The 22,838-nt window shown below is 68.7% G+C and carries 15 protein-coding genes and 3 pseudogenes; 13 read left to right on the top strand and 5 right to left on the bottom strand.

All coding sequences use genetic code 11. The features are described 5' to 3' along the window. Window positions 1-237: 237 nt before the first annotated feature. On the bottom strand, window positions 238-936 hold the full coding sequence (locus tag ACIGDI_RS34640) for an SDR family oxidoreductase (RefSeq protein ID WP_399905164.1): 699 nt from the start codon (window positions 934-936) through the stop codon (window positions 238-240). 822 nt (window positions 937-1,758) lie between these two features. Between ACIGDI_RS34640 and ACIGDI_RS34635 the strand changes: the two genes are divergently transcribed. After that, complete coding sequence (locus ACIGDI_RS34635) at window positions 1,759-2,301, top strand: hypothetical protein (protein ID WP_399905161.1); 543 nt, start codon at window positions 1,759-1,761, stop codon at window positions 2,299-2,301. Window positions 2,302-3,469: 1,168 nt separating this feature from the next. On the opposite strand, the gene ACIGDI_RS34630 is transcribed toward ACIGDI_RS34635, so the two are convergent. Further along, a complete protein-coding gene (locus tag ACIGDI_RS34630; RefSeq protein ID WP_399905158.1) occupies window positions 3,470-5,359 on the bottom strand; it encodes a propionyl-CoA synthetase in 1,890 nt (629 codons plus the stop codon). 543 nt (window positions 5,360-5,902) lie between these two features. Between ACIGDI_RS34630 and ACIGDI_RS34625 the strand changes: the two genes are divergently transcribed. The 4 genes and pseudogenes from ACIGDI_RS34625 to ACIGDI_RS34610 all read left to right on the top strand — a co-directional run bounded on the left by ACIGDI_RS34625 (window position 5,903) and on the right by ACIGDI_RS34610 (window position 9,026). Further along, complete coding sequence (locus ACIGDI_RS34625) at window positions 5,903-6,103, top strand: hypothetical protein (protein WP_399905156.1); 201 nt, start codon at window positions 5,903-5,905, stop codon at window positions 6,101-6,103. 826 nt (window positions 6,104-6,929) lie between these two features. After that, window positions 6,930-8,549: a D-alanyl-D-alanine carboxypeptidase/D-alanyl-D-alanine-endopeptidase gene (gene dacB / locus ACIGDI_RS34620; RefSeq protein WP_399905153.1), complete on the top strand. Its 1,620-nt coding sequence runs from the start codon at window positions 6,930-6,932 to the stop codon at window positions 8,547-8,549. A 158-nt stretch (window positions 8,550-8,707) separates the two neighbouring features. Next, window positions 8,708-8,846, top strand: a pseudogene (locus tag ACIGDI_RS34615) (IS5/IS1182 family transposase); the annotation flags it as partial. Window positions 8,847-8,873: 27 nt separating this feature from the next. Beyond that, the gene (locus tag ACIGDI_RS34610) at window positions 8,874-9,026 is read left to right on the top strand and encodes a hypothetical protein (RefSeq protein ID WP_399905333.1); all 153 of its coding nucleotides are present in this window, start codon (window positions 8,874-8,876) and stop codon (window positions 9,024-9,026) included. A gap of 715 nt (window positions 9,027-9,741) precedes the next feature. Here the strand turns inward: ACIGDI_RS34610 and ACIGDI_RS34605 are convergent. Further along, window positions 9,742-11,448, bottom strand: coding sequence for an MFS transporter (locus tag ACIGDI_RS34605; RefSeq protein ID WP_399905150.1), 1,707 nt, complete (start codon window positions 11,446-11,448; stop codon window positions 9,742-9,744). A 1,216-nt stretch (window positions 11,449-12,664) separates the two neighbouring features. Here ACIGDI_RS34605 and ACIGDI_RS34600 point away from each other — a divergent pair. Next, a complete protein-coding gene (locus ACIGDI_RS34600) occupies window positions 12,665-13,951 on the top strand; it encodes a PQQ-binding-like beta-propeller repeat protein (RefSeq protein WP_399905147.1) in 1,287 nt (428 codons plus the stop codon). Window positions 13,952-14,501: 550 nt separating this feature from the next. Then, window positions 14,502-16,187: a ribonuclease J gene (locus tag ACIGDI_RS34595; protein WP_399905144.1), complete on the top strand. Its 1,686-nt coding sequence runs from the start codon at window positions 14,502-14,504 to the stop codon at window positions 16,185-16,187. 509 nt (window positions 16,188-16,696) lie between these two features. On the opposite strand, the gene ACIGDI_RS34590 is transcribed toward ACIGDI_RS34595, so the two are convergent. Continuing rightward, on the bottom strand, window positions 16,697-16,852 hold the full coding sequence (locus ACIGDI_RS34590) for a hypothetical protein (RefSeq protein ID WP_399905141.1): 156 nt from the start codon (window positions 16,850-16,852) through the stop codon (window positions 16,697-16,699). Window positions 16,853-17,032: 180 nt separating this feature from the next. On the opposite strand from ACIGDI_RS34590, the gene ACIGDI_RS34585 reads away from it, so the two are divergent. From ACIGDI_RS34585 to ACIGDI_RS34575, 3 genes and pseudogenes are all read left to right on the top strand, one after another. Further along, the gene (locus ACIGDI_RS34585) at window positions 17,033-17,539 is read left to right on the top strand and encodes a GNAT family N-acetyltransferase (protein ID WP_399905138.1); all 507 of its coding nucleotides are present in this window, start codon (window positions 17,033-17,035) and stop codon (window positions 17,537-17,539) included. Window positions 17,540-17,669: 130 nt separating this feature from the next. Then, entirely contained in the window at window positions 17,670-18,113 is a 444-nt protein-coding gene (gene mscL, locus ACIGDI_RS34580) for a large conductance mechanosensitive channel protein MscL (protein WP_399905135.1), read from the top strand. Between the two features lie 190 nt (window positions 18,114-18,303). Beyond that, window positions 18,304-18,423 (top strand): annotated as a pseudogene (locus tag ACIGDI_RS34575) (VOC family protein); the annotation flags it as partial. 85 nt (window positions 18,424-18,508) lie between these two features. Here the strand turns inward: ACIGDI_RS34575 and ACIGDI_RS34570 are convergent. Then, window positions 18,509-18,646: pseudogene (locus tag ACIGDI_RS34570) on the bottom strand (S1 family peptidase); the annotation flags it as partial. Window positions 18,647-18,768: 122 nt separating this feature from the next. On the opposite strand from ACIGDI_RS34570, the gene ACIGDI_RS34565 reads away from it, so the two are divergent. The 3 genes from ACIGDI_RS34565 (at window position 18,769) to ACIGDI_RS34555 (ending at window position 22,661) form a co-directional block, all read left to right on the top strand. Next, window positions 18,769-19,164, top strand: a complete 396-nt coding sequence (locus ACIGDI_RS34565; protein ID WP_399905132.1) for a YybH family protein — start codon at window positions 18,769-18,771, stop codon at window positions 19,162-19,164. Between the two features lie 1,275 nt (window positions 19,165-20,439). Further along, the gene (gene uppS / locus ACIGDI_RS34560) at window positions 20,440-21,195 is read left to right on the top strand and encodes a polyprenyl diphosphate synthase (RefSeq protein ID WP_399905321.1); all 756 of its coding nucleotides are present in this window, start codon (window positions 20,440-20,442) and stop codon (window positions 21,193-21,195) included. Further along, window positions 21,192-22,661 (top strand): oxygenase MpaB family protein, encoded by a 1,470-nt coding sequence (locus ACIGDI_RS34555; protein ID WP_399905129.1) that lies wholly within the window; start codon window positions 21,192-21,194, stop codon window positions 22,659-22,661. Before uppS ends, ACIGDI_RS34555 begins: the two co-directional genes overlap by 4 nt. The last annotated feature ends 177 nt before the right edge of the window (window positions 22,662-22,838 follow it).

The following is a 22,838-nucleotide window of genomic DNA, read 5'->3' as shown; positions in this document are numbered from 1 at the left end:
AGCGGTGTCGGCACGGAAAGGGCCAGCGCGAGCGAGGCCGCGCCCCGGAAGCCGCACCGCGCGCCGACCACCCGGCCCGCTCGCTCATCCGGCGCAGCCGTTGCTGCGGACTGCGGTCCAGCAGCCGATCAGCGGGCCCAGAGGAAGGTGAACCAGATCCGAAGGCGACCTGGCCCGCGCCACACGATGGATGGCGGAGCCAACGGCCACTCCCCGTACGGCCCTTGGAGTTCTACCTCAGCCAACCTGCCCCGTCGGCCGCACCGTGATGTGGTTGATGTCCACTTCTGCGGGCTGGTTCACGGCGAACACAATGGTGTCCGCGATCTGCTCGGCGGTCATCGTGGCGGCTGCCTCGGGGGTGCCGCCGCGGGCGTGCCAGAAGGGGGTGTCCACGACGCCGGGGGCGACAACGGTGACTCCGACTCCGTCCTGGCCGACCAGGAGGCGGGTGTTCTCGGCGAGGGCGTGGGCGGCCCACTTGGTGACGGAGTAGAGGTTGCCGGGCGTGTGGCGGACGCCGGCGACCGAGCCGATGATCACGATTCGACCCTTGGACGTCCTCAGGTGGGGCAGGGTCTCCTTGATCAGCAGGGCGGGGCCCAGGACGTTGGTGAGGATCATGTTGCGCATGTCCTCAGGGGCGTGGGTCTCCAAGTTGCCGGGCAGGGAGAAACCAGCGTTGGCTATGACGTTGTCCAACTGGCCCCAGGTGGCCAGCACATGGCGGACGGAGGCGGCGACGTCATCTGCCTCGCCGGCGTCGCCGGTGATCGTCAGCAGCCGCTCGCCCGCCCCAACGGTGGTGGCGAAAGCGGCCAGCTTGCCCGCGTCGCGTCCGGTGACGGCCACGCGGTGGCCCTGCTTGATCAGGGCGCGGGCGGTGGCGGCGCCGATTCCGGTCGAGCCACCGGTGATCAGCGTGACGGGTTCCATGGGACGGCCTCCTCGGCGACGTGGTCATCGGGGCAAAGCGCCTGCACTCTACCCAGCGATCTTCGACGCTCGCTCCCGTCTTTCTCCGACGGCTCCGCTCCTGGCTGTAGATCAGGAAGTGGCACCGCTTCGTCAGGTGGAGGTGTTTGCGCTGCTCAAGAACATGTCGAGAGTGGATTCCCGGGCCAGCACTGCGCGCGCCTTCGTTCCCCAGCCGCCGGCAGGAGACGGCCCGGAATCGCAGCGACGGCGTCTCGCCGTAGCCTCGGCGCGTGGCATCGGGGGTGGGGTCCCATTTGCTCACCATCCTCTTCCGTCACATTCATCGCACGTTGTGTGACGGGTGGACCGTGCCCCGAGTTCGCCTCCTGCGTGCCTCAAGGCGGTATGCGCAAGGGGGCGCGTGACAGCGCTTGTCCCCGTTTGTTCGCCGTCCTTGTGCGCTGGCGCTCGCTGTATGCGGTGAACTGCGCACCTCCCCTCTGGTCCTCCCTTCCACGCACCGTTTCACTGGGCGCTCACGCACTTTCAACGCATGTCGCACACAGGCAAACAGTGGCGATGAGTGATCACTCATTGCGTCAGGGGTGACAGTCGGCTCGGACCCCGCCGGCTGTGCCGCACTCCTCGACGAGTCATCCTGCCGACGGCTGGGGAACGAAGACGCGCGCAGTGCGGGTCTGCGTGGCAGCGGCGTCGGTTCGGTGGGAGTGCTCGGTCGGGGCAGCGTGCCGCCACCTGTCGCGCGCGGGGTGATCAAGTGATCGGTCGGGTCAGATGGCGGCCGGGTTGTGCGGCCCGCCAGGACGCAGGAGGTTGGGGATGGCGCTTACGCGCTGGACGAACGCGGTCGAGTGGCTTGCTGCTGCAGCTCGCGAGCCGGGCTTGTGCAAGAGCGACTGGCAGCACGGCACCACAGGCATCCACCTTCTGGCCGCGGGGCGATTCTGGGACGTGCTGATCGTTCCCGCCTGCCTCGGGCTGCGTACTGCCGACGTTCTGTCCTGCGTGCCTCGCGTCGAACCCGGCCCCGCGCTGCTCGACAGCAGGAGACAGCACGTCGGCTTCTTCCTGCCGCATGACCCCTCAAGCATCTGGGTCGGACACAACATCCGTTACCTCACCACGGGCGGCTGGATCGCAACGCCTGCTCCGCACTGCCGCTGGGGTGACCTGCGCTGGATCTGTCCACCCGACGGACGTGGCACCCTGAATCAACCTTCAGTCCTGGAAGGCGCGCTGCATGCGGCGATGGGCGAACTAGCCCGCGACCACGGCACCACACATCATCGCGGCACCCCCCACCGAAGCACGGACGCATCAGAACTCTGCTGCGCCCCGACCCCCGTCATCCCCCATGCGTGACCGGGAGTTCAGCTTCAAGCTCGGAGCTGACGCCAGTGCGGGAAGGCCCCGTGGTTGACGGCTGACCTGACCGGTCCAGTCGAGGTGGGCGGCGGACACGGCGCTCACCTCGTGCCCAAGCCCGCTGGTGCCGTCTGCCGAAGTCAGGCTGTGGCACAGACTTTTCGGGATCGGTCAGGGGTGGTCAGGGGGCGAGTCGGCCAGGAGTAGCCGGTAGTAGTGGTGCGCAGATGGCCAGATCTTCGTCGAGTCTGGCTGCCAGTGGGTCGGCGAGGGTCGAAACATGGCGCGTGGCCCAGGCTTGGTGAGGGAGGGAAAAGCCTTGCAGTTCCTTCTGGACGGTGTGCAGGATTACTGGGAGATCGCCTCTCACGCGGGTGTCGTGAACGCGCAGACCTCCTGGTGCGATGATCTTGTCTGTGTCCAGTAGCCGTCGAATCGCCTCGCCAGCGCCTATTAGGGGGCGGTCTTCATCACCGGTCCGCGCGTTGTAGGCGGTCAGCATGGTCAGCGCGCTGCAGACTTCCGGTGAGGACATGCTGGCTGAGAGAGCAATTAACTGGTAGGGAGGCAGCTCCACCTCCGGTCATAAAGGGACAGCGGCGGTATCGGGGGCTTCCAGGACGGCAGTCACGACCAACACGTCGTCATCCTCGCCTCGGTCGGTTCCGCTTGCACAGGGGTGTCCGATGGCCTCGGCGTCCCGAAGTCCAAGAGGCAGTTGCCGAGGTCACCCGCAGCCCGCCGGTGTCGTACGTGGGTTCGTGTTGACTGGGCCTCGGTAGTATCAGGCCGCATACTGCCGCACCGGCCCGTCACCAGCCACACCACGGCGGCCCCAAGCCAATGCGCTCAGCCCGCCGCCGCCATCTGTTCCTTGCCCGACCTTAACGCAGTGGTTGTTGGACTCTAGGAGGCGAACCAGCGAAACCAGATGGGTCTGTCCACGCCCGCGTGTCTTTTCTGCAGGGCGGCTCGGCGCTGTTCGGGCGTGTTCAGCGATTCCTCGTGAGTGAGCCAGTCCAGGTACCACTCGGCGAATGTCGCGGCTTGCCGGTCACGGTTGAGGACCGGGTTGCGGCGTTCGTAGGTGGCACGGTAGGTGCGGAGTTGGGCCGCCGGTTGCCGCCTGACGTCCACCGGCGGTCAGGCGGCCCTTGGCCGACGGTCAAGGGGTGGGATCCTGGCTGCGCAGAACGGGGCGGAGAGCTTCGATGACGCTCGCGTTGTCCACGGTGGAAGGGATGGGCTCGTCGTGGCCGTCGGCGATGCCGCGCATCGTCTTGCGCAGGATCTTTCCCGATCGGGTCTTCGGCAGGGCGGCAATGACCGCAACGCTCTTGAGTGACGCAACGGCGCCGATGCGGTCGCGCACGAGCTGGACCAGTTCGGCCTCGATCTCGCTCGCCTCGCGGCTGGTGCCGGCTTTGAGGACGACGAAACCGCGCGGGATCTGCCCCTTCAGAGCGTCAGCGACGCCGATGACTGCGCATTCCGCTACATCGGGATGAGCCGCCAGGACTTCCTCCATGCTGCCGGTGGACAGTCGATGTCCGGCCACGTTGATGACATCGTCCGTACGGCCCATGACGAACACGTAGCCGTCGTCGTCGATGTGTCCGCTGTCGCCGGTGAGGTAGTAGCCGTCGAAGGCGGAGAGGTAGGAGGCGACGTAGCGGTCGTCGTCGTTCCACAGGGTGGGCAGGGCGCCCGGCGGCAGGGGGAGCTTCACGACGATGGCACCGTCGACGCCCGGGGGTGCCGGATCGCCCGAGGGGTCGACGACGCGGACATCCCAGCCCGGCAGCGGGCGGGTGGGTGAACCGGGCTTGACGGGCGCGGCTTCGATGCCCATCGGGTTGGCGACGATGGGCCAGCCCGTCTCGGTCTGCCACCAGTGGTCGATCACCGGGATGTCCAGAAGGGTGCTCGCCCAGTGGTACGTCTCGGGATCGAGGCGCTCGCCTGCCAGGAAGAGGTAGCGCAGGCCGGAGATGTCATAATTCGCGGTGAGCAGCCCCTTCGGGTCCTCTTTACGGATGGCCCGGAAAGCTGTGGGCGCGGTGAACATCGACTTGACGCGGTACTCGGCGGCGACGCGCCAGAACTGCCCCGCGTCCGGAGTGCCGACCGGCTTGCCCTCGTACAGGACCGTGGTCGCGCCGACCAGCAGCGGGGCGTAGACGATGTACGAGTGGCCGACGACCCAGCCGACGTCCGATCCGGTGAACATCGTTTCGCCTGGGCCCACGTCGTACACCGCACCCATCGACCAGTGCAGGGCCACCGCGTACCCGCCGCTGTCGCGGACAACTCCCTTCGGCTTTCCGGTCGTTCCAGACGTGTAGAGGATGTAGAGGGGGGCGTTCGCAGGGACGGGCACGCAGTCGGCCGGTGGTGCCGCGGCTACCAGGTCGGCCCAGTCGAGATCGTCGGTCCCCAACTCGGCTCGCTCCTGAGGGCGTTGCAGGATCACGTTCTTTTGCGGTTTGTGGACCGCGAGTTCGATGGCTCGGTCGAGCAGCGGCTTGTACGCGATGACCCGCTTGCCCTCGATGCCGCAGGAGGCGGAGACGACGACCTTGGGGGCGGCGTCGTCGATGCGGAGGGCGAGTTCGTGCGGGGCGAACCCGCCGAAGACCACCGAGTGGACCGCGCCGATCCGTGCACAGGACAGCATTGCGATGGCGGCCTCGGGGACCATCGGCATGTAGATCACCACACGGTCGCCCTGCCCCACGCCCAGTCGCGCCAGCCCTCCTGCGAAGGTCGCGACTTCGTCCCTCAGCTGGGTGTAGCTGTAGGTGCGCCGGGTGCCGGTCACGGGCGAGTCGTAGATGAGTGCGGGTTGATCGCCGTGTCCCGCTTCGACGTGACGGTCCAGCGCGTTGAAGCAGACGTTCAGTCGCCCGTCGGGAAACCAGCGGTAGAACGGGGCGCCGGAGGCGTCCAGGGCGCGTCGCGGAGCGACATCCCAGTCGATGCCCTGCGCAGCCGCAAGCCAGAAGCTCTCCGGGTCTTCGCTGCTGGCGTGGAAGACGTCCTCGTATTTACCCATTGCGCACTCCTTCGTGGCACCCCGGGGGCTGGGGGAGGGGACAGCGTGCAGCATGCTGTCTCCACCCATACCTCAGATTGGCCAAGATGGCCGAGCAGGTTGCCGGAGACTGTATTCCGGGTCGCCGGCGTCCCGGTAGCGCCGACGAGCCTCGTCCGCGGGTCCTGTCCTGAGGCCCTGGTCAGGCGCCCAGGTGAGTGCGGGGCCAGTGCCCCACCGCCCGATCGGCTCGTTCACCCCGGGCGCACGGCTCGCGCCGAGGGCGAACGAATGCTGACCCTGGGGGACCGCGTGGGGCTTGAAGGTGACCTTGAAGCCCAAGAGCCGGCACCCCGGTGCGGCACCGTCGGCAAGATTCCAGTGCGCGCCGTGAAGGGGAGCGTGGGCTGGGTGGCACACACAGGCAGATAGTTGACGCGTCATCTTTCTGGTTTGTGGTGAAGGGCATTGAACGGTCGGCAGGACGGCGCACCAGGGCCGGCCCGCCGCGACCGGACGCACCACCCACACGCCGCACGGACCGCGGTGGAGGAAGGCACTGCCATGGACATCGGCACCACCGGCATCTGGAGTCCGGAACACCGTCTGCACCTTGACCACGTCGAGATCCGCGAGGCTGCGGCCGAACTCGACCAGCAGGGCTGGGGGCCCTGTGGATACCCGGTCTGGGCGGCGACAACCTCGGTGACGCCGAACGCCTTCTGCGCGCCACCGAAAATGCCACCATCGTCACCGGCGTCCTGAGTTTCCTTGCGGCGAGGCCAGCAGCTGCATGACCGGTGCCGAGATATACGTCGACGGCGGGGCCAGCCAGATCTGACCACCGCAGCCGGTCCTCTGAACCCCGCCCCCTGGGCCGCCTGTCCCGGGAAGGCCCGCCGAACTCCCTGAGCGGACCCGGCAGGCGGGCAGGCCGGGGGTGGGGTGGGTCGTGGTGGATGTGCAGGAAGACGAAGACGGTGTGCAGAGCGGAGGCGGTGTTGACGCAGTCGGCCGGCCTCAACACCGGCCACCGCAACCTGCTCATCGTCTGCGGCTGGTCAGGACAGCAAGGCCGACGCGGATGCGAAGGGGCGGCCTGACGGTCCATGAGGGCCGCCCCTGCGACCGGGCCATCGGTCGACCTGCCGGCCTCTCGCCGATCACTGCCCGCCGTGGAACGCGAGGAAGCACAAACGGCTCTTCCGCGGGACGTCCGCCCCTGTCAGGACCGCGGTCAGCAAGCCGGCGGCTGCTCAGACCCGCTGTGAGGGATCGCCATGCATGCTCACCGTGTACTGCCGCCAGCCCCCAGGGTCGGTACGGCGTGGGAGTGCCGCTGGACGGCGAACCTGCACGGCGGATCGATCGTCGTCTCAGGGCCCTTCTGTGACGCGAACCGACCCTGTGTGATGGGCCGGCGGCGCGGGCTCGGCTGTGATCGGCTGAAGGGATGATCTGCGCCCGACATGCCGTCATCGGGGAGTGCAGCCGGAAGGGTGAGTGGGGCCTGGCCCGTACGATTCTGCCGAATTTGTCGTATACCTCACGGCTTTTCGGTTTGGACTGCTTCCTCGAATCGGCGGTGTGCATGAAATCGATGTTCCGTAGTCGGATGCGGCCCTGGGCCGCAGCCTGCGCGACGATCGTGACCCTGGCGGGCGTGGCCGTCACCGCTCCTGTGGCTCTGGCGGCCGCGCCGGCACGCACACGCGGAACGGGGCACGTCAGCGACCTCCCGCCCGCCGTCGAGGCGATCATGCACAAGCCCGGCTACGAGAGTGCGCAATGGGGCGTCTACGAGGTCGACCCCTCGGACGGGTACGTGATCCACTCCCAGTTCGCGCGGCAGTCCTTCGTCCCCGGCTCGGACACCAAACTCGTCACCCTCTCGGCCGCTTGGCACAGCCTGGGCCCAGGCCACCGATTCACCACGCCCGTGTACGCGGCGGGCACGCGCCACGGCTCGACGCTGAAGGGGAACCTGGCACTGGTCGCCCAAGGCGACCTGACGATGGGCGGGCGGACCAAGCCCGACGGTTCGGTGGACTACACCGACATCGACCACACGTCCGCCAACGACCTGCCCGGTGCCACGCTCACCCCGGAGAACCCGCTCGCCGGAGTGGACCAGATCGCCCGGCAGGTGCGCGAGGCGGGCATCACCCGCGTCCAGGGCGACGTCGTCGTCGATCCCAGGATCTTCACGCCCCCGGAGCTGGACCCGCAGCCCACCCCGCTGATCATCAACGACAACCTCATCGACCTGCTCACCACCCCCACCACCGCCGGGCACCCGGCCAAGCTGTTCTGGCGCCCGCAGGTCAAGCCGTACAGCGTCGACTTCAAGGTGCAGACGGTGGCCGCCGGCGGTACGACGAACATCGCGGTCAAGGCCTCCCCGGACGGCACCAAGATCACCGTGTCCGGGCAGATCGCGGCCGGGACGCAGCCCGTCCTGAGGACCTCACCCGTCCAGGATCCCAATGCCTTTGGCCGCACCGCGCTGATCGAGGCGCTCGGCCGGGCAGGCGTCACCGTCAGCGCCCGGCAGACCGGCCCCAACCCGGAGCGCAAACTGCCCGCCTCCTACGACCATGATTCGCGGGTGGCCGCCTATATCTCCCCGCCCTACAGGCAGTACGCCAAGCTGATCCTGAAGGTCAGTCACAACCTCGGCGCAAACCTGGCCCTGTGCAACATGGCCGGTCTGCGGGGCAGCAAGGACTGCTTCGCCGGCGGATTCGGGGTCGAGCACGACTTCCTGACCCGGGTCGCGCACGTCGACCCGACGCAGTTCCAACTCGATGACGGACGCGGCGGCGACGCGACAGAGAAGGCCACGCCAGTCGGCCTCGCCCAGGTTCTCGCCTATTGGCTGCACACTCCCGATGCGACCGCCTTCCGGCTGTCGCTGCCCATTCTGGGGGTCGATGGCTCGAACGCGAGCTCCTGCACTCACTGCCCGGCCAGAGGCAAGGTCTTCGCCAAACCGGGTACCGTCATCGGCCTGGACCGGCTCAACGGCCGGCTCGCCGTGGCGGACCAGAGCCAGGCCGGCTACTTGCTGACCGACGACGGCCATGTGGTCATCTTCGTTGAACTGGTCAACTCCGCCACCGCCCCCGACATCCAGGGCGTCATGCGCATCTTCGACGACACAAACCAGATCTCCGCGCTGCTGCAGGAGGAGGCCTCGGCACACCTGTGACGGCGCGTGGCAACCGCTACCAGCGCCGACGGTACGGAAAACGCCCGGGATCGCGTCACTTCACCGGCCCCGGGCGTGCGATCACCCCGCCGGACCCACACGGGTCCCACCCCTTCAGTTGTGCGGATGTACTGATACGAGCTGGGCACGGACAAACCCACCTGATCGTCGACCGCCGCGGGTTGCCCCCCGTCGATCGGCGTCTCCGCCGCGAACCTTCACGGCAGCCAAGCTCTCATCCCGCTGGTCCGCGGCCTCCCGCCCATCCGCTCCCTCCGTGGCCTTCGCCGTCGGCGGTCCTGCGGGGGACCGGCAAGCTGCACCGTGACGGTGCTGCTGGCGCTCCGGTTCGAAGCGTCCTCCCTGCGCGTCGTATGGCTGGGCCTGCGGCTGTTGCAACTGGCGGAGGCCGGTCCGCAGGCCTGCCGGGCCGAGGTCTGGAGCGACGCGGCTGTGCTCCTCGCCAAGCACGAGTAACTGGACCAGACCCGGTCGGCGCTGGTCACGGGGCTGAGCAAGACGCGGGAAGGCGCGCAGTCCCTGCGGCCCCGCATCCTCGCCGATCTCGCCGCCGTCAACCTGCGTTCGGGCAACGCACGGGACGCCGGCAGGTGGGCCGAGTCGGCGGAGGAAGCGCTCGGCGCCATGGGCGGGTCCTGGCCTGCGGACAGGGACGGGAAGGAGGAGGAAGCCGCGGTCCGGCTGATGATCAACTGGGTGCGGGCGGCCGTTAGGGCGACTATGGCCGGCGTGCAGGACCAAGGAGCCACGACTTCCTTCGCGCAGGCCGCCCGGACGTTCTGCGAGATCGCCGGCGACCAACCCTCTCTCCCTCGACGCCGCCTTCGACCTGGCGTTGCGGGCCATCAGGAACGCGGCCGCTACAGGGCGGCCCGAGCAGGCGGCGCGGGGCAGAGAGGCCCTGGAGATCATCGGCCTGCGTGGGTCCGCCACCTACGGCACCGAGGACCCGCGCGCCCTGGCCGTCCGCGCCGTCCTCGCCAACGCCGAACTCAATGCCACCAGCGCCGGCTCCGACCCCAGTGGCAGCAGCGCCCTCGCCGCCCTCGCGCGCATCGCGGGACCACGTCCGCGGTCCTCGGTGTCGACCATCCCCAGAGCCTCGCGACCCTCGACCACCCATGACCGCGGGGCCGGTCAATCCGTCCACGGCTGCCGGCCCCGCGTCCGGTCACTTCTCGGCCGCGGAGAGGGCTGCCAGTTCGCGGTCGACCGCGATTTGGTGTGCCTCGGCGTCCTCACGCGCCTTCTTCGGGCTCCAGCGGCCTGCCATCACGAAGACGAAGGGCAGGAAGAGCACCTGGCCGCCGACACAGATCCACCACCAGTTGCGCCACTCGCCGGGTCCATCCTTCGACGCTTTCTGGACCTGAGGTCCGTATTCCCGCAACAACTTGAGCTGCGGCGCGGCCTTCTGTACGACAGCCAGGTTCGCCGCACCGACTTCCTTTACGGCGCGGGCGCCAAGTGCGGGTGGCACCGTGGTCGGGGTGTACTTGTTCAGTTCGGCGAAGAGTTGAGGATGCGCGTTGATGATGGTGAGCGCGGGCGCGGCCTGAGCCGAGGCAGCTTTGACCTCGGCGCCGTGCTCCACAAGCGGAGTCACGGACGTCACGAGCACCGGGATGAAGGCTGCGGAGACGGCGACGACGATGCGCACTGTCCACCCCCACACGGCCAAGCCCGCCGCCGTTGCTGCCGGGTTGTGCTTCTCCACGGTCTCGGTGAAGCTCGCCATCCAGGGTGCGTAGGCGATGCCGCTGAAGACTCCGATGCCGATGAACAGCCAGGCGAAGGTGTAGTAGTCGGTCGCCACGTGGGTGGCGCGGGTGGCGAAGATCGCGGTCACGGCGATGGAGCCGACCGCGCCGAAGATCATGAATGGCTTGCGGACCTTCAGGCGGTCCGAGAGCAGGCCTACCAGGACCAGGGCGATGGCATTTGCGCCCCAGTACCAGTTGGCCAGCGCGTTGGTGCGCTGTTCGGTGTAGCCGAAGGTGGTCGCGAAGTAGACGACGAAGTTGCCGACCGCCGCGTAGTAGAGCAGCAGGAACACGGCGATGGCGAAGGCCGATCCCAGCACGTCCAGGCGCATCATCTGTCGCCACTCGCCGCGGCGCACCGCCTCGGTGTTCAGCCCCCTGGCGCGCGCTTCGACCAGTGCCCGGTCCCGCAGCGACACCATGGTCTGGTCGCGCAGCGCCGGGGACAGCTCGCGCAGTGCGAAGATCGCCACGACGAACACGATGAAGCCTGCCATCGCCGAATACCGCAACTCGTCCTGCCAGGTCGCAGTGTCGAGGGTGTTGCTGGTGACGGTGGTGACCACCAGAGAGCCGATGACCGGTCCCATCGTCCAGTACCCCATCGCGGTGGCCCGGCCGAGCTGAGGGGAGAAGTCTCTGATCAGCGCGGGGGTGGCGACCAGCACAATGCCCTCGATGAAGCTGACGAGCGCGAAGAGCCCCATGTAGGCGCTTTTGCTCGCCGCGTTCGGCAGCCCGAAGAAGACCAGGAGTGAGGCGATCAGCAGCCCGTAGACCACCAGATTCGCCCGGCCCCAGCGATCAGCGAGACCGGCGACGAGTGAGGCGAATGCCCCGATCGCATTGCCGACCACCGAGACCCAGACGAAGTAGCGGTACGTCATGTCGAAGTGCGTGATGATCGACGTCGCCACCGCGTACTGGATGTAGAGCATGTAGTACAGCACGACGGTGGTGACGACCACGATCGCGAGATACGCCATACGGCGACCGGTGGGCGGATAGTCGGCGAGATCGCGGCGGTACAGGCGGGTCAGCGGACCGCGGGCACCCACGCTGGGCCCATCAGGCGTAGGTCTGTCGGCGTCGAACGCCGTCGGTGTGGCGGACATACGGCTCCTCCTGCTGGTACGGAAACGGAAACCGGGTGTGGCGTCACGGCGACGGGGGCTCGGTGCGCCCGGCTCCGAGAGCGTGGCCAGAGGCTAGTACCGACTAGTCGGTACGCCTAGGGGTCGGTGCAAGGTTGTTCACCCCGCTCATCACTTCGACCGCCGACGCAAACGGCGAAGTGGTCCCTAGGGGCGGCGCAGCTCCCCACGCACGCCATGACCCGCTCATCGTCGGCCGCGAAACCGCTGTCAACGTCATGGCCTGGACTTTTACCAGCCCGAAGACGGCGCGGACGTTCGGCAGCGCGCACCCACCGAACGACGACGGTCCGCTTTCGTCGGCCGAGAGCTGGGATGCCGTGCCCTCACTAATTGATGCCGGACGCGGGTGTCTGCCGACGGGGCTCGCGCTGAGCGATGAGCGCGAGCCCGGCTGAGGACTACGGCTCTGGAGCGGACGTCGTGCGAAGGCGCCCGACCTATGCCGGAAGGAACCGAAGCAGCTCTTGCTGTCAGGGGAAGTCCGGGCACTCCTGGGTAAAGCCCTGCGAGACGGGCTGCCAAGCGCCGTGATCTTCACGCACACTCAGCCGGTCCGCCTGCTCGGCGGTGTCGATCAGCTGAGCGGTGGTCAAGGGGACAGCAGCAGCGAAGAGCCACCCAAGGCGGCGGCAGTGCGGCACCGGGCGGAACTCCTGCGAGTACGGCTCATCGGCGACCTCGAAGAGGTCGGGCAGGGTCCAGCCCAGCGGACCGGCGATGGCACATAGCTGCTGCCGCCGGTGCGGACCGGTGCGCTGGGGCGTTTTCGGGGGTGCGGCCCACAGGTCGGCTGGTGTACGCCGGGCAGAAGACGGCAGAGGCCGAAGACGGTGGAATTCATGTCGGCGTCCGTGAGCAGCAGCGCTAACGGCTGGTCAGGTGCGGACGCTGGTGAACCTCACGCTGATCCCCCTTTTCTCCTGCACCACTTCCCATGCACCACCGGCACAGGAGCCGACCGCCGTGCGTGCAGGTCAGCGCGGAGGCGTCCGGGTTGGCATCCGCGGGGGAGTCGTCCTCAGGGAAGGTCCTGGCCGCTGGTGCGCCGGGAGACCCCTGGGCCAATGTCGGGAGGACCTGCCCTTCTGCCCGGTGAGAGCGCGCCCGCCGTGGCGCCGGTTGTCGATCCAGCCGCGCCCGCCCCCGCCACGATCCGGTCAACGAGGCGGACAGGATGGGCAGCTCGTGCGAGGATGACCGACGCGCACAGGGGGGAGCAGAATGGGGCGTCTGGGTCGGATACATGCGGCACTGTTCGTGGCGTTCGTGGCGTTGTGCGCGCCGATGGGCACCGGGTGTGCGCCGACTGGGACCGCCCGCCCGTCCGCCGCTACTTCGTCCGGCCTCTCGGGGGCTACGGCGGCTCAGTCGCCGGTGGTCTGGTCCGTGGCGTGCGTGGAGCACGGGTCTGTCCCGGCAGGAGGCGTCGGGTAGTTGTGGTGCGACGGCACACCAGGTCGTGTGCGCCACTCGTTCCGGTGGCCTGGTCGGGCGGTCCCGGGCGAACGGGAAAATCACCTGGCAGGTGCTGGCGGCCGGCAGTGGCAAGAGCGCGGGGCTCGTCGTCGACTCGGCTCACGAGCGGGCGGTGAGCGGCGTTGGCGGTGTACTCCAGGCCGCGAATCTGCGGACGGGCCGGGCTGCTTGGACCAAGCGGCTGGCCGTGGGGCGTGTTTACGTCGGTATCGGCGCGGCGGACGGCACCGTCTACGCTTTCGACGCGCCGCTTCACACCGCCGGCAATGTCGCTCTCACCGCCTTGCGCGCCTCGGACGGCACGCCCCTGTGGCGCCGCGACGTCGCAGCGGATCCGGTCGAGGGCATCGCCGCGTTCGGCGGGCGCGTCTACACCACCGACGGCAGAAGAGTCACCGCCCGCACCGCCCGAACCGGCGACACCGTGGCGACCAGCCCCCCGGGCACGGCATGCCCGCACCTCGCCTCCGGCGGCCACTACCTGGTGTGCACCGGCAGTCCGCTGTCGGCCGAGGACGTCTTCCCGCCCATGCGGCGTCTGGACCCGACGACGCTTGAGCCACTGCCGACACCGAAGGACACCGGGCAGAAGCCCGTACGTGCCCTGATCTCCCCCGACGGCGTGCTGATGCTGTTCGAGGCCAGCGCGGAGGACTCGAGCGCGGGCGACTGGAACGCCTATGACCTCAAAAGCCGGCGCAGGCTGTGGAGCTACTACGACACCACACCCGAAGGCGCATTCACCGACGGTCGGTTCGTGACTTTCACCCCCGGCAACGACCGGGTCACGCGAGGCCGCGTGATCACGATCGACCTGCACACCGGGCCACAGGCGACCGGAGCCGCCGCCCCCGCCATGTCCGCGTCCTATCCGCAGACGAGGGACGGCGAAGGCCCCCTGCTCATCGTGCCCGGCGACACCGCACGCCACGTCGTCGTCATGGCACGAACGCACGGCTCTCTGCGCTCGATGCCGCTGCCTTGAGGTGCCGGCGCGGGCAACCTGATAGTTCAAAAAGCCTGCGCGACCGCCACGATCGGCGGCATCTCCGGCCCCGCACAGGCCAGCACGATCCGCGCCCGCAGGGAGGACAAGGCCTGGGCCGATGTCGCCCGACGGGTTCATCTTCCAACTCCGCCCGCTCATCATCAGACAGCAGCAACGGTTCCAGCTTCGGGCCCCGGCGGGGAACTGGCGCACCAGCAGCAGAAGTCACACAACTACTGACGATCAACTGGCGCAGGAGACTGGCCCATGGTCCAGGAGACTGCCGACACAGATCCTGGTCATACGCAAGGCACGCCACCTCTCCCAGGCTCAGGATGCCGCCAAGGAGGGCAAGAGCGTCGTTGCGAGGGAGCCGCATGCGGCGCAGGCGAGGGCCGCGGGGTCACGGGAGTACCGGCGGTCGGGCACCCGGACGGTTCATTGTCACGCCCACCGGAGGGTGTCTCCCCGTTGACGACCGCTCAGCGCTCGGTAGATCACACGGGCAATGGATCACTCTGCCCGCTCTCCGGGTACCGTCAGGGGTATGAGTCATCCGCACCCCGATCTGAAAGCCGCCCCGCCCCTTCCCGAGGGAGGGCTGCGGGTCATCGCCCTGGGCGGTCTGGGTGAGGTCGGCCGCAACATGACCGTCTTCGAGCACGCCGGCAAGCTGCTCATCGTCGACTGCGGTGTGCTGTTCCCCGAGGAGACCCAGCCCGGCGTGGACGTGATCCTGCCGGACTTCACCTCGATCCGGGACCGGCTGGACGACGTCGTGGGCATCGTCCTCACCCATGGCCACGAGGACCACATCGGCGGCGTGCCGTACCTCCTGCGCGAACGGCGCGACATCCCCATCGTCGGTTCCAAGCTGACGCTGGCGTTCCTGGAGGCCAAGCTCAAGGAGCACGGCATCCGGCCGCGCGCGGTGCGGGTGCGGGAGGGCGACCGGCGTGGTTTCGGGCCCTTCGACTGCGAGTTCGTGGCGGTCAACCACTCCATCCCCGACAGTCTCGCGGTCGCGATCCGCACCCGGGCCGGGATGGTGCTGCACACCGGCGACTTCAAGATGGACCAGTTCCCTCTCGACGACCGCATCACCGATCTGCGTGCCTTCGCCCGCCTGGGCGAGGAGGGCGTGGACCTGTTCCTCACCGACTCCACCAACGCCGAAGTGCCCGGCTTCACGACCTCCGAGCGGGAGTTGAACCCGGCGATCGAGCAGGTGATGCGCACTGCGCCGCGCCGGGTCATCGTCTCCAGTTTCGCCAGCCATGTGCACCGGATCCAGCAGGTCCTGGACGCCGCCCACCAGCACGGCCGCAAGGTCGCCTTCGTCGGCCGGTCGATGGTCCGCAACATGGGCATCGCCCGTGACCTTGGCTATCTGAAGGTCCCCTCCGGTCTGGTCGTGAGCACGAAGGAGCTGGAGAAACTCCCGGACCACAAGATCACCCTGGTGTGCACCGGCTCCCAGGGCGAGCCGATGGCCGCGCTGTCACGGATGGCCAACCGCGACCACATGATCCGCATCGGCAAGGGCGACACCGTCCTGCTCGCCAGCTCTCTCATCCCCGGCAACGAGAACGCCATCTACCGGGTGATCAATGGACTCACCCGGTGGGGCGCCCACGTGGTCCACAAGGGCAACGCCAAGGTGCACGTCTCCGGGCACGCCAGCGCCGGCGAACTCGTCTACTGCTACAACATCGTCAAACCCCGCAACGTCATGCCGGTGCACGGTGAATGGCGCCACCTGCGGGCCAACGGCGACCTCGCCATCCGTACCGGCGTCGATCCCGAACGGGTCGTCATCGCCGAGGACGGCGTCGTCGTCGACCTGGTCGACGGGCGGGCGTCCATCACCGGCAAGGTGCCCGCCGGCAACGTCTACGTGGATGGCATGGAAGTCGGCGGCGCCACCGAGGCTTCCCTCAAGGACCGCCTCACTCTCGCCGCCGAAGGCGTGGTCACGGTGGTGGCGATCGTCGACGCGGACACCGGCGCGCTCGCCGAAGCCCCGGACTTCCTGGCCCGGGGCTTCGTCCACGACGACGCCACCTTCGAATCGGTCATCCCCGTCATCGAGAAGACCTTGGCCACCGCGGCCGAGGAGGGCGTCGGGGACGCCCGCCAACTCGAACAACTCGTCGCCCGCGCCGTGGCGAACTGGGCGTTCCGCACCCACCGCCGCAGGCCCCTCATCATCCCCGTCATCATCGACGCCTGAGCCCCGGCCCGGCAGCACGGTCCCCGGTTCCGGCCGCGGCGCCGCCGGCACCGTGGTCGCGAAAACCGCGATGCAGCGGGGGAGTCTCACCGTAGAACCCGCTGCACGCAGTGTGGGCTCGTCCGGTGTACCGGTCGGGCCCACACTGCTGGTCAGATGTCGGCTCATGCCTGAACCACCGCCGCCGTGAAGCGACGCAAACCAGCTGAAAACGACCTCTGACCAGCTCCGGCCCGCCTGTAGCCCCCAAGTCGCGATCCGAGATGCCGCACCCACCGTCGGCCCCCGATGTGCGGGCGGCCGACGGCGGGTGCGGCAGGAGTGGCACGCCTCACCGGATCGCGGCGCCACCATGCTCAGGTGGAGGCGCGTACGGGCCCGGAGCAGGTGGTGAAAAGACGGTCGTCCGGTCAGCTCGTGGTGGGCGAGCTGTTCGCGGACCGCCTGCTCGTCCGCCCAGCGGTTGGAGGTGCTTGCTAGCGCGGCCGCGTAACTCGTCACGGCGGCCTTCAGCTTCTCGAACAGGGCCGGGTGACGACGCGCATGCTCGGCACCGCGAGGGCCTTGGCGTCAATGACCTGGCTGGGATGCAGCATGACCGCCAGGGCTTTTACCTCCGCGTTGTGACGATTGAGCCGGCGGGCGCTGCCGCCGAGCTGGTCCATGTCCTTCTTCGCGATCGTGTCGGTGGGGGTTGTCCGGGCCCGTGCCGCCGAGGCACGGGATGGCCGGCTGGTGTAGGAAGTCCGCCGCGACGTCACGGCGGCCGCGCGGGGTGCAATGCATCGGGCTGGCGGGAGTCACTGGAACGGGTATCCGTCGGCGGTTCGGGCACACGAGACGTCATGCACGGACTACATGCGCGTCCCACCAGCAACGGTCTCATCGGCCAGGCCTCCACAGCCGACACATCGCCGCCCGGTCACGACGGCGCCAAGCACTCACGAGGCTGGTCACCCGGCCGCCTGCGCCGCCGCGTCCTCGCCTACCGGGCAATCCATTTCCTGTCCACGCACATCCCGGACGACCCCGGCCCGGGCGAGGAATGCCTGCTCCTCGTGCACACCCGCCAGGTCGTCGGCCAGGTCCGGTACCGGATCTGCACTGACTGCGCCCAGGGTGTCATCACCGCCGTCGTCATCGACGAGCGCTTCCGCAGCACAGGCCTGGGCACCCGGGCGCTGTCACACCTACGGTCCCGCCACCCGGGACTGACCTGGCGCAGCACGCTGCACAAGCGCGCCACCCGTGATCTCCTGCGCCGGATGCGTATTCCCACAACCACCTCTGCCACGCCCTGCCCCCATGCTCACCAGACACTCTCTGGCCCGGTCGGCCCGGCCGGCGGCTGACCCCAATGCACCGTGCCGTGCGGCGGAGCCGGCATGGGTGAGGGGTGGCAGGGCATCCGAGGTGGGGGAGTGGGCTGACCGCGCTTTCGGTGCCGCCCGTCGACGTCAAGAGCCTCTAGGGAGTGAGAAGGTGAAGGGCTTCCGCAGCTTCATCCTGCGCGGCAACGTGGTCGATTTGGCCGTGGGCATCGTCATCGGGGCAGCGTTCACCGCCGTGGTGAACGGCTTCGTCAGCGCCTTCCTGACACCACTGGTCGGGCTGGCCACCGGCGCCACCGGTGACATGAGCCGCAAGACCTTCACCATAGGCGCCACCAAATTCCCCTACGGCGCCTTCATCAACGCGGCGATCAGCTTCCTCCTCCTCGCCAGCGCCTTGTACTTCCTGGTCGTGCTCCCGATCAACAAGCTCCACGAACGCCTCGCCCCGCATCAAGACGTTCAGGCCCCCAAACGGGACTGCCCCGAATGCCTCAGCCCCGTACCCGCCCAGGCCCGACGCTGCGCCTCCTGCACCGTCTCCCTGCCCGCCGTACCCGCTCAGGCCGGACAGACAACCCAGCGTGCCGGGTGACCCGACCCCCATGGCCCGCTGATTTGCGCGGCTTCACCCGTGGTACCCCGCGCGCTGCCTGTTGTGGCCGCTGTCAGCCGCGCCTTTGAGCGGTATGTACTGGATGGCGCCGGCGTCCGCGCCGCCCTGCTCGAGTTCGTGGTCCAGCGGAGTCTGCTGTTGCGCCGCCGCGGCCAGGCCGCCCGGGCCGACGCTGCGGGGCCGGGGCGTGGAGTTCACCGAGGAACCCACCGAGCGGCCGTACGGGATCGACTGCGGCCTGCGGGACCCCTTCGGCAACAGCATCCGCTTTACCCAGCCGGTGGCCTGACCGGGCCGTCAGGCGCCGGGGTTCCTCGCGGCTCGGCGGTTCCGTCACGGCGCCGTGACGGAACCTCCCCCGGAGCTCGGGTGACTCAGGTTGTATGCAGGGTCTGCCCGTAGCGGTTGAGGATCTCATTGACGGGCTTGAACCAGGTCTCCCCGCCGGACGAGCAGTTGCCCCAGTCCCCTGCGGTGACTCCCTGGGTCCGGTCGCCACTGATGAAGGAGCCGGTGGTTGGGGGCGGTGGTGTGGCCCACCACCGCCCCCAACCACCCAAGCCGGTCCAATCGCAGCTCACCCGCCTGCCGGGCTGGGAGGCGGTCAGGCCGGAGCGGCGCTTCGATGGCTGCCATGAGCGAGCGCGACGACTTCCTTGCCTGGGTCGGATCCGACCTGTACGCGGCGGAGCTGGCCATCCACAACGGCGACGCGGACCCGCGTAGGGCGCTGTGGTCCCATCAGGAGCCGGTGAGTGTGCTCGGCGCCTGGCGCAACGCCTTCGGGCTACGCGAGGTCGATGAGCTCTTCACCCACCTCGCGGAGAGCTTCTCCGACTGCACGTCGTATGCGTTCGAGCTGCGGGCGTTCGACGTGGTGGGCGACCTGGCCTGGACGGCCGGCTTCGAGCACACGTCCGTGTCCGTCCACGGCGAGCCCACGAGCTACACGCTCCGGGTGACGCAGGTCTACCGTCGAGAGGACGGGTGGTGGAGGGTCGCCCACCGTCATGGGGACGAAGGGCCGTGACCGGCACTCCCAGGCTCCCGCCGTTGCGTGCGCAGTCCAAGGTTCAGCCCTGATCAGTTTGATCACCCAAGCTGACGTTCCTCAGGGATGCGGGCGGTAGCGCCACTGCCATCGAACAGGGCCTCCGGCACCTGGCCCCCGATGTGGTGAACATCTGCTCTCGGTTCTCGTGAACAAAGCCACCCTGAAGCCGCCGACGCTCACGCCATGGGTGGAGCGGGGCACCGGGGCCGCCCCACCGGAGTCCAACCACGGTGACGGTCCGCCAGTTCGGGAGCACAGCACGCTCGCGGTCACTTGGATGCGACGTGAGCGGCGGTGGGGCCGTGCCGCACGCGGTCAGCGGCCGGGACGGGAACAGCTGCGGGCGAGGCGGCCTCTCAACCGCATCCCAGGACACTACGAGTTCGATCATGTCCTGAAGTGCCGCAGTGACCTCGTCACGGGCATGCCGAAACGAAGCGACGCGACACCGTCATGCGGCCAGGCAGCAACGCCACCTCGACACACGCCCGCGCTGGAACAGGTTGACAGACCGGCAAACGGCGTCGGAGACCCAGGCACACCAGGCGGGCTGTTCGGTGCCCGCATGGTCGAGGTGCTGTTCGGCCGCGGTGAGGGCGCGCAGCACGGTGCGGCGTTCCTTCCAGGGGCATCAGCTCCCAGCCCCACCGCGCCGACCCTTTCGCGGCACCCCGAAGGTCTGCGCCCGCCATGTCCCCACCCGTCCCGCCCGTGCACCGAGCCACCCTGGCTCCGAACGCTCAGCATCCCCCGGCGTCACCTCAAGCTTGCGATCGGTAACGGTCGGAAATCCGCCACGACAGGCGTTGCAGATGGGATTGCACCTGGAGCACGAGCACGCCGGAGGTAGTTGTTGCACGGTGGAAACGGGTTGGCTCCGTCACTTCCCCCGTGGTAGCGGAGCCAGCCTCACTGCATCTGGGACAGCTTCGCCTCACCACACCGGCGAGCGCCTGCCGGAGATCGATGTACCGCATCCGCGTACGGGGCTGACACGGGTCCGGCGGTCGCGTGCTGCACAGTTGTCACTTGCACGGGAATGACGGAGCGTCTGGTGCCGTGTGGGGGAATCGGGCAAATGAGCCAGGGGTGACGGGTGTCCGTTTGGCAGGTCGGGGCCCTTCCAGGCGCTCAGACTCCTGAGAGAGAACGCTCCAATGTGGAGGGCGTAGGGGCGAGACGGGGCTGGGTGTGACGGACCACGACGTCGAGCGCGCACGCGCGGCGACGGGGGATTGGCCAGGTGGGGGACTGCTCGGCCACGAGCGGCCCGAAGACGACGGGTCGCCGCGCGCGGTGCCGCGGCACGTGGCGTGTGTGATGGACGGCAACGGCCGCTGGGCTCAGCGGCGTTCACTTCCCCGAACGGCGGGCCACCGGGCTGCGGAGACCACCGTGATCGACATCATCGAGGCGGCCCGCACGGCCGGTGTCCAATGGCTCAGCCTCTACGCCTTCTCCACGGAGAACTGGAACCGTCCCGGCACCGAGGTGGACTACCTGATGCGCCTGGTCAGCCGGGTTGTGCGCAAGCACGCGACGCTGCTGCTCGCCCGCCGCATCCGCTGCCGCTTCCTCGGGGCCACGGACCCCCGCATTCCGCGTGAACTGGCCCAGAACCTCGAGGATCTGGCGACGCTGACCGCCGCCAACCAGGGGATGACCCTGACCGTCGCCTTCGACCACGGCGGGCGCCGAGACATCGTCGAAGCCGCCAGGTCGCTGATCCGCCACGGGACGCCCGCCGGTGAGGTGACCGAGCGACTCTTCGCGGAGCACCTGCCGTTTCCCGACACCCCCGACGTGGACCTCGTCATCCGCACCTCCGGCGAACAGCGCATCTCCAACTTCATGCTCTGGCAGGTCGCCTACGCCGAGTGGGTCTTCCCCAAGGTGCTCTGGCCGGACTTCCGGGCCGGTGACTTCCTCGCCTGCCTGCATGCCTACCGGCGCCGTGACCGCCGCTTCGGTGGCGTGCCGCCCCAGACGAACGGAGAGACGTCATGACGACTGGAACCACGCAAACGGCCGACGGGGCAACCCTGTTCCGCCAGGATTCGCAGTTCCGCGCCTTCTTCGACGACCCTCGCTGGGCGCTGGCCATAATCCGCGCCACCGTGCTGGAGGCCGCTCATCCGCAGATCGGCGCGGCACTCGCCGACAACTCCACCTTCGTCGCCCACCCTTGGCGCCGGCTGCGCAACACCTTCCTGAGCATGCGGCGCATGTTCGACACCGACCCTGCGGTACGCGACAGAGAGGCCGCCCGGCTCAACCGGCTGCACGCCCGCATGAGCGGCAGCGACTCCCGCGGTCGCGCCTACGACGCCATGGACCGCGCGACCCGCGCCTGGGTGGTCGCCACCCTCTTCGAGAGCGCCGTCACCATGTGCCGGCTGAGCGGCCAACCGCTCGACCAGCACAGCATGGAGCGCATGTATGCCGAGTACCGCGCGTACCTCGCCACACTCGACGGCGACGCAGCGGAACTCCCCGAGGACCTGAGCGACTTCTGGCGCTACTTCGACAGGGTGGTCGAGGAGGAGCTGGAGAACACCGAAGCAGCCCGCATCATTCTCTACCGGCTCTTCGACCATCTGCCCGCCCCGGCACTGCTCGACGGTGCGCCGGCAGTGTGGGCGGTCGGCCGCGCCGTCGTCAGTCCGCTCCTCGGCGCGATCACCGTCGCCTCGCTGCCCGAGCCCTACCGGCGTAAGGCGGGCCTGGCGGAGATGCCCGGCGCCCCGTTCCTCATGCAGGGCGCCTATCTCGCTGCCGGGCTCACCCGTTTCCTGCCCGAGGGCTGGATCAACGCCGAAGCCATCATCGAGACACTCTCCCTTTCGCCCTGCAGCGACGACCCCCGCGCCCGGACCGTGGCCGCGCTACGCGCCCGCTTGAGGAGGGCATCGGCCCTGCTCCGCCTCCTCACACCACTGAGCGGTGACACCGGGCCCGGCCCGGCCTCGGCCACCTCGACGGCCACACACGAGGGCCGTCGCTCCGCGGAGGAGTTCTTCCGGCAGGTGCTGGACCAGACCGGCGACGGCTACCTCGACTGGCCTGACCTCGCCGCCATGGCACGCGAACTGGCTACCCGCCTTGACCTGGACGAACCCGCGGAGACCCGCCTCTACGATGCCTTCGCCGCCTGGTGGCGCGAGCTCCAGGCCGCTCTGGACACGGACGGCGATGGCCGTGTCAGCGCCGACGAGTACGCCGCCGCCGTACCCACCCTCGCCGGCCCCGCTCTCATCCGCGTCGCCGAAGTGCTCTTCGACGCCGCCGACAAGGACGGCAGCGGCACCATCGACTCGCACGAGTACCGGGCGCTCTTCCGCACAGGCTTCCACCGCGACCTCACAACCGCCGACAGCGCCTACAGGCGCAGCGCATTCGTGGGCGACTTCCTTTCCTTCATGTCAGGCCGCCGCACGAACACCCCGTACGATCCTCTCCTCGCCGACGCCTGACGCAGGGGCGGCAGCCGATGAGGCTGCCAGCCACTGGAGCGTGAAGTTCATGCTTCCGGAGTGTCAAAAAGTGCCCTGACGCATTGAACCGAGGGTGAGGGATCAAACGATGAGGCACGACATGACACGCCTGTCCGGTCTGCAGGCGAAGCCGGCACTTGAAATCCTCGGCAGCGT

Origin of the sequence: Streptomyces sp. NPDC085900 (genome assembly GCF_044540925.1) — a bacterium.
In the GTDB taxonomy this organism is placed as follows: domain Bacteria; phylum Actinomycetota; class Actinomycetes; order Streptomycetales; family Streptomycetaceae; genus Streptomyces; species Streptomyces gilvifuscus.
The sequence above is the reverse complement of the archived record's forward strand: the minus strand, read 5'-3'. Positions and strand labels throughout refer to the sequence as shown.

What these genes read in the sequence shown, in the direction of transcription:
- ACIGDI_RS34640 (WP_399905164.1), bottom strand. Translation starts at nt 936, where the DNA reads ATGGAACCCGTCACGCTGATCACCGGTGGCTCGACCGGAATCGGCGCC.
- ACIGDI_RS34635 (WP_399905161.1), top strand. Translation starts at nt 1,759, where the DNA reads ATGGCGCTTACGCGCTGGACGAACGCGGTCGAGTGGCTTGCTGCTGCA.
- ACIGDI_RS34630 (WP_399905158.1), bottom strand. Translation starts at nt 5,359, where the DNA reads ATGGGTAAATACGAGGACGTCTTCCACGCCAGCAGCGAAGACCCGGAG.
- ACIGDI_RS34625 (WP_399905156.1), top strand. Translation starts at nt 5,903, where the DNA reads ATGGACATCGGCACCACCGGCATCTGGAGTCCGGAACACCGTCTGCAC.
- dacB (WP_399905153.1), top strand. Translation starts at nt 6,930, where the DNA reads ATGAAATCGATGTTCCGTAGTCGGATGCGGCCCTGGGCCGCAGCCTGC.
- ACIGDI_RS34605 (WP_399905150.1), bottom strand. Translation starts at nt 11,448, where the DNA reads ATGTCCGCCACACCGACGGCGTTCGACGCCGACAGACCTACGCCTGAT.
- ACIGDI_RS34600 (WP_399905147.1), top strand. Translation starts at nt 12,665, where the DNA reads ATGGGCAGCTCGTGCGAGGATGACCGACGCGCACAGGGGGGAGCAGAA.
- ACIGDI_RS34595 (WP_399905144.1), top strand. Translation starts at nt 14,502, where the DNA reads ATGAGTCATCCGCACCCCGATCTGAAAGCCGCCCCGCCCCTTCCCGAG.
- ACIGDI_RS34590 (WP_399905141.1), bottom strand. Translation starts at nt 16,852, where the DNA reads ATGGACCAGCTCGGCGGCAGCGCCCGCCGGCTCAATCGTCACAACGCG.
- ACIGDI_RS34585 (WP_399905138.1), top strand. Translation starts at nt 17,033, where the DNA reads ATGCACGGACTACATGCGCGTCCCACCAGCAACGGTCTCATCGGCCAG.
- ACIGDI_RS34565 (WP_399905132.1), top strand. Translation starts at nt 18,769, where the DNA reads ATGAGCGAGCGCGACGACTTCCTTGCCTGGGTCGGATCCGACCTGTAC.
- ACIGDI_RS34555 (WP_399905129.1), top strand. Translation starts at nt 21,192, where the DNA reads ATGACGACTGGAACCACGCAAACGGCCGACGGGGCAACCCTGTTCCGC.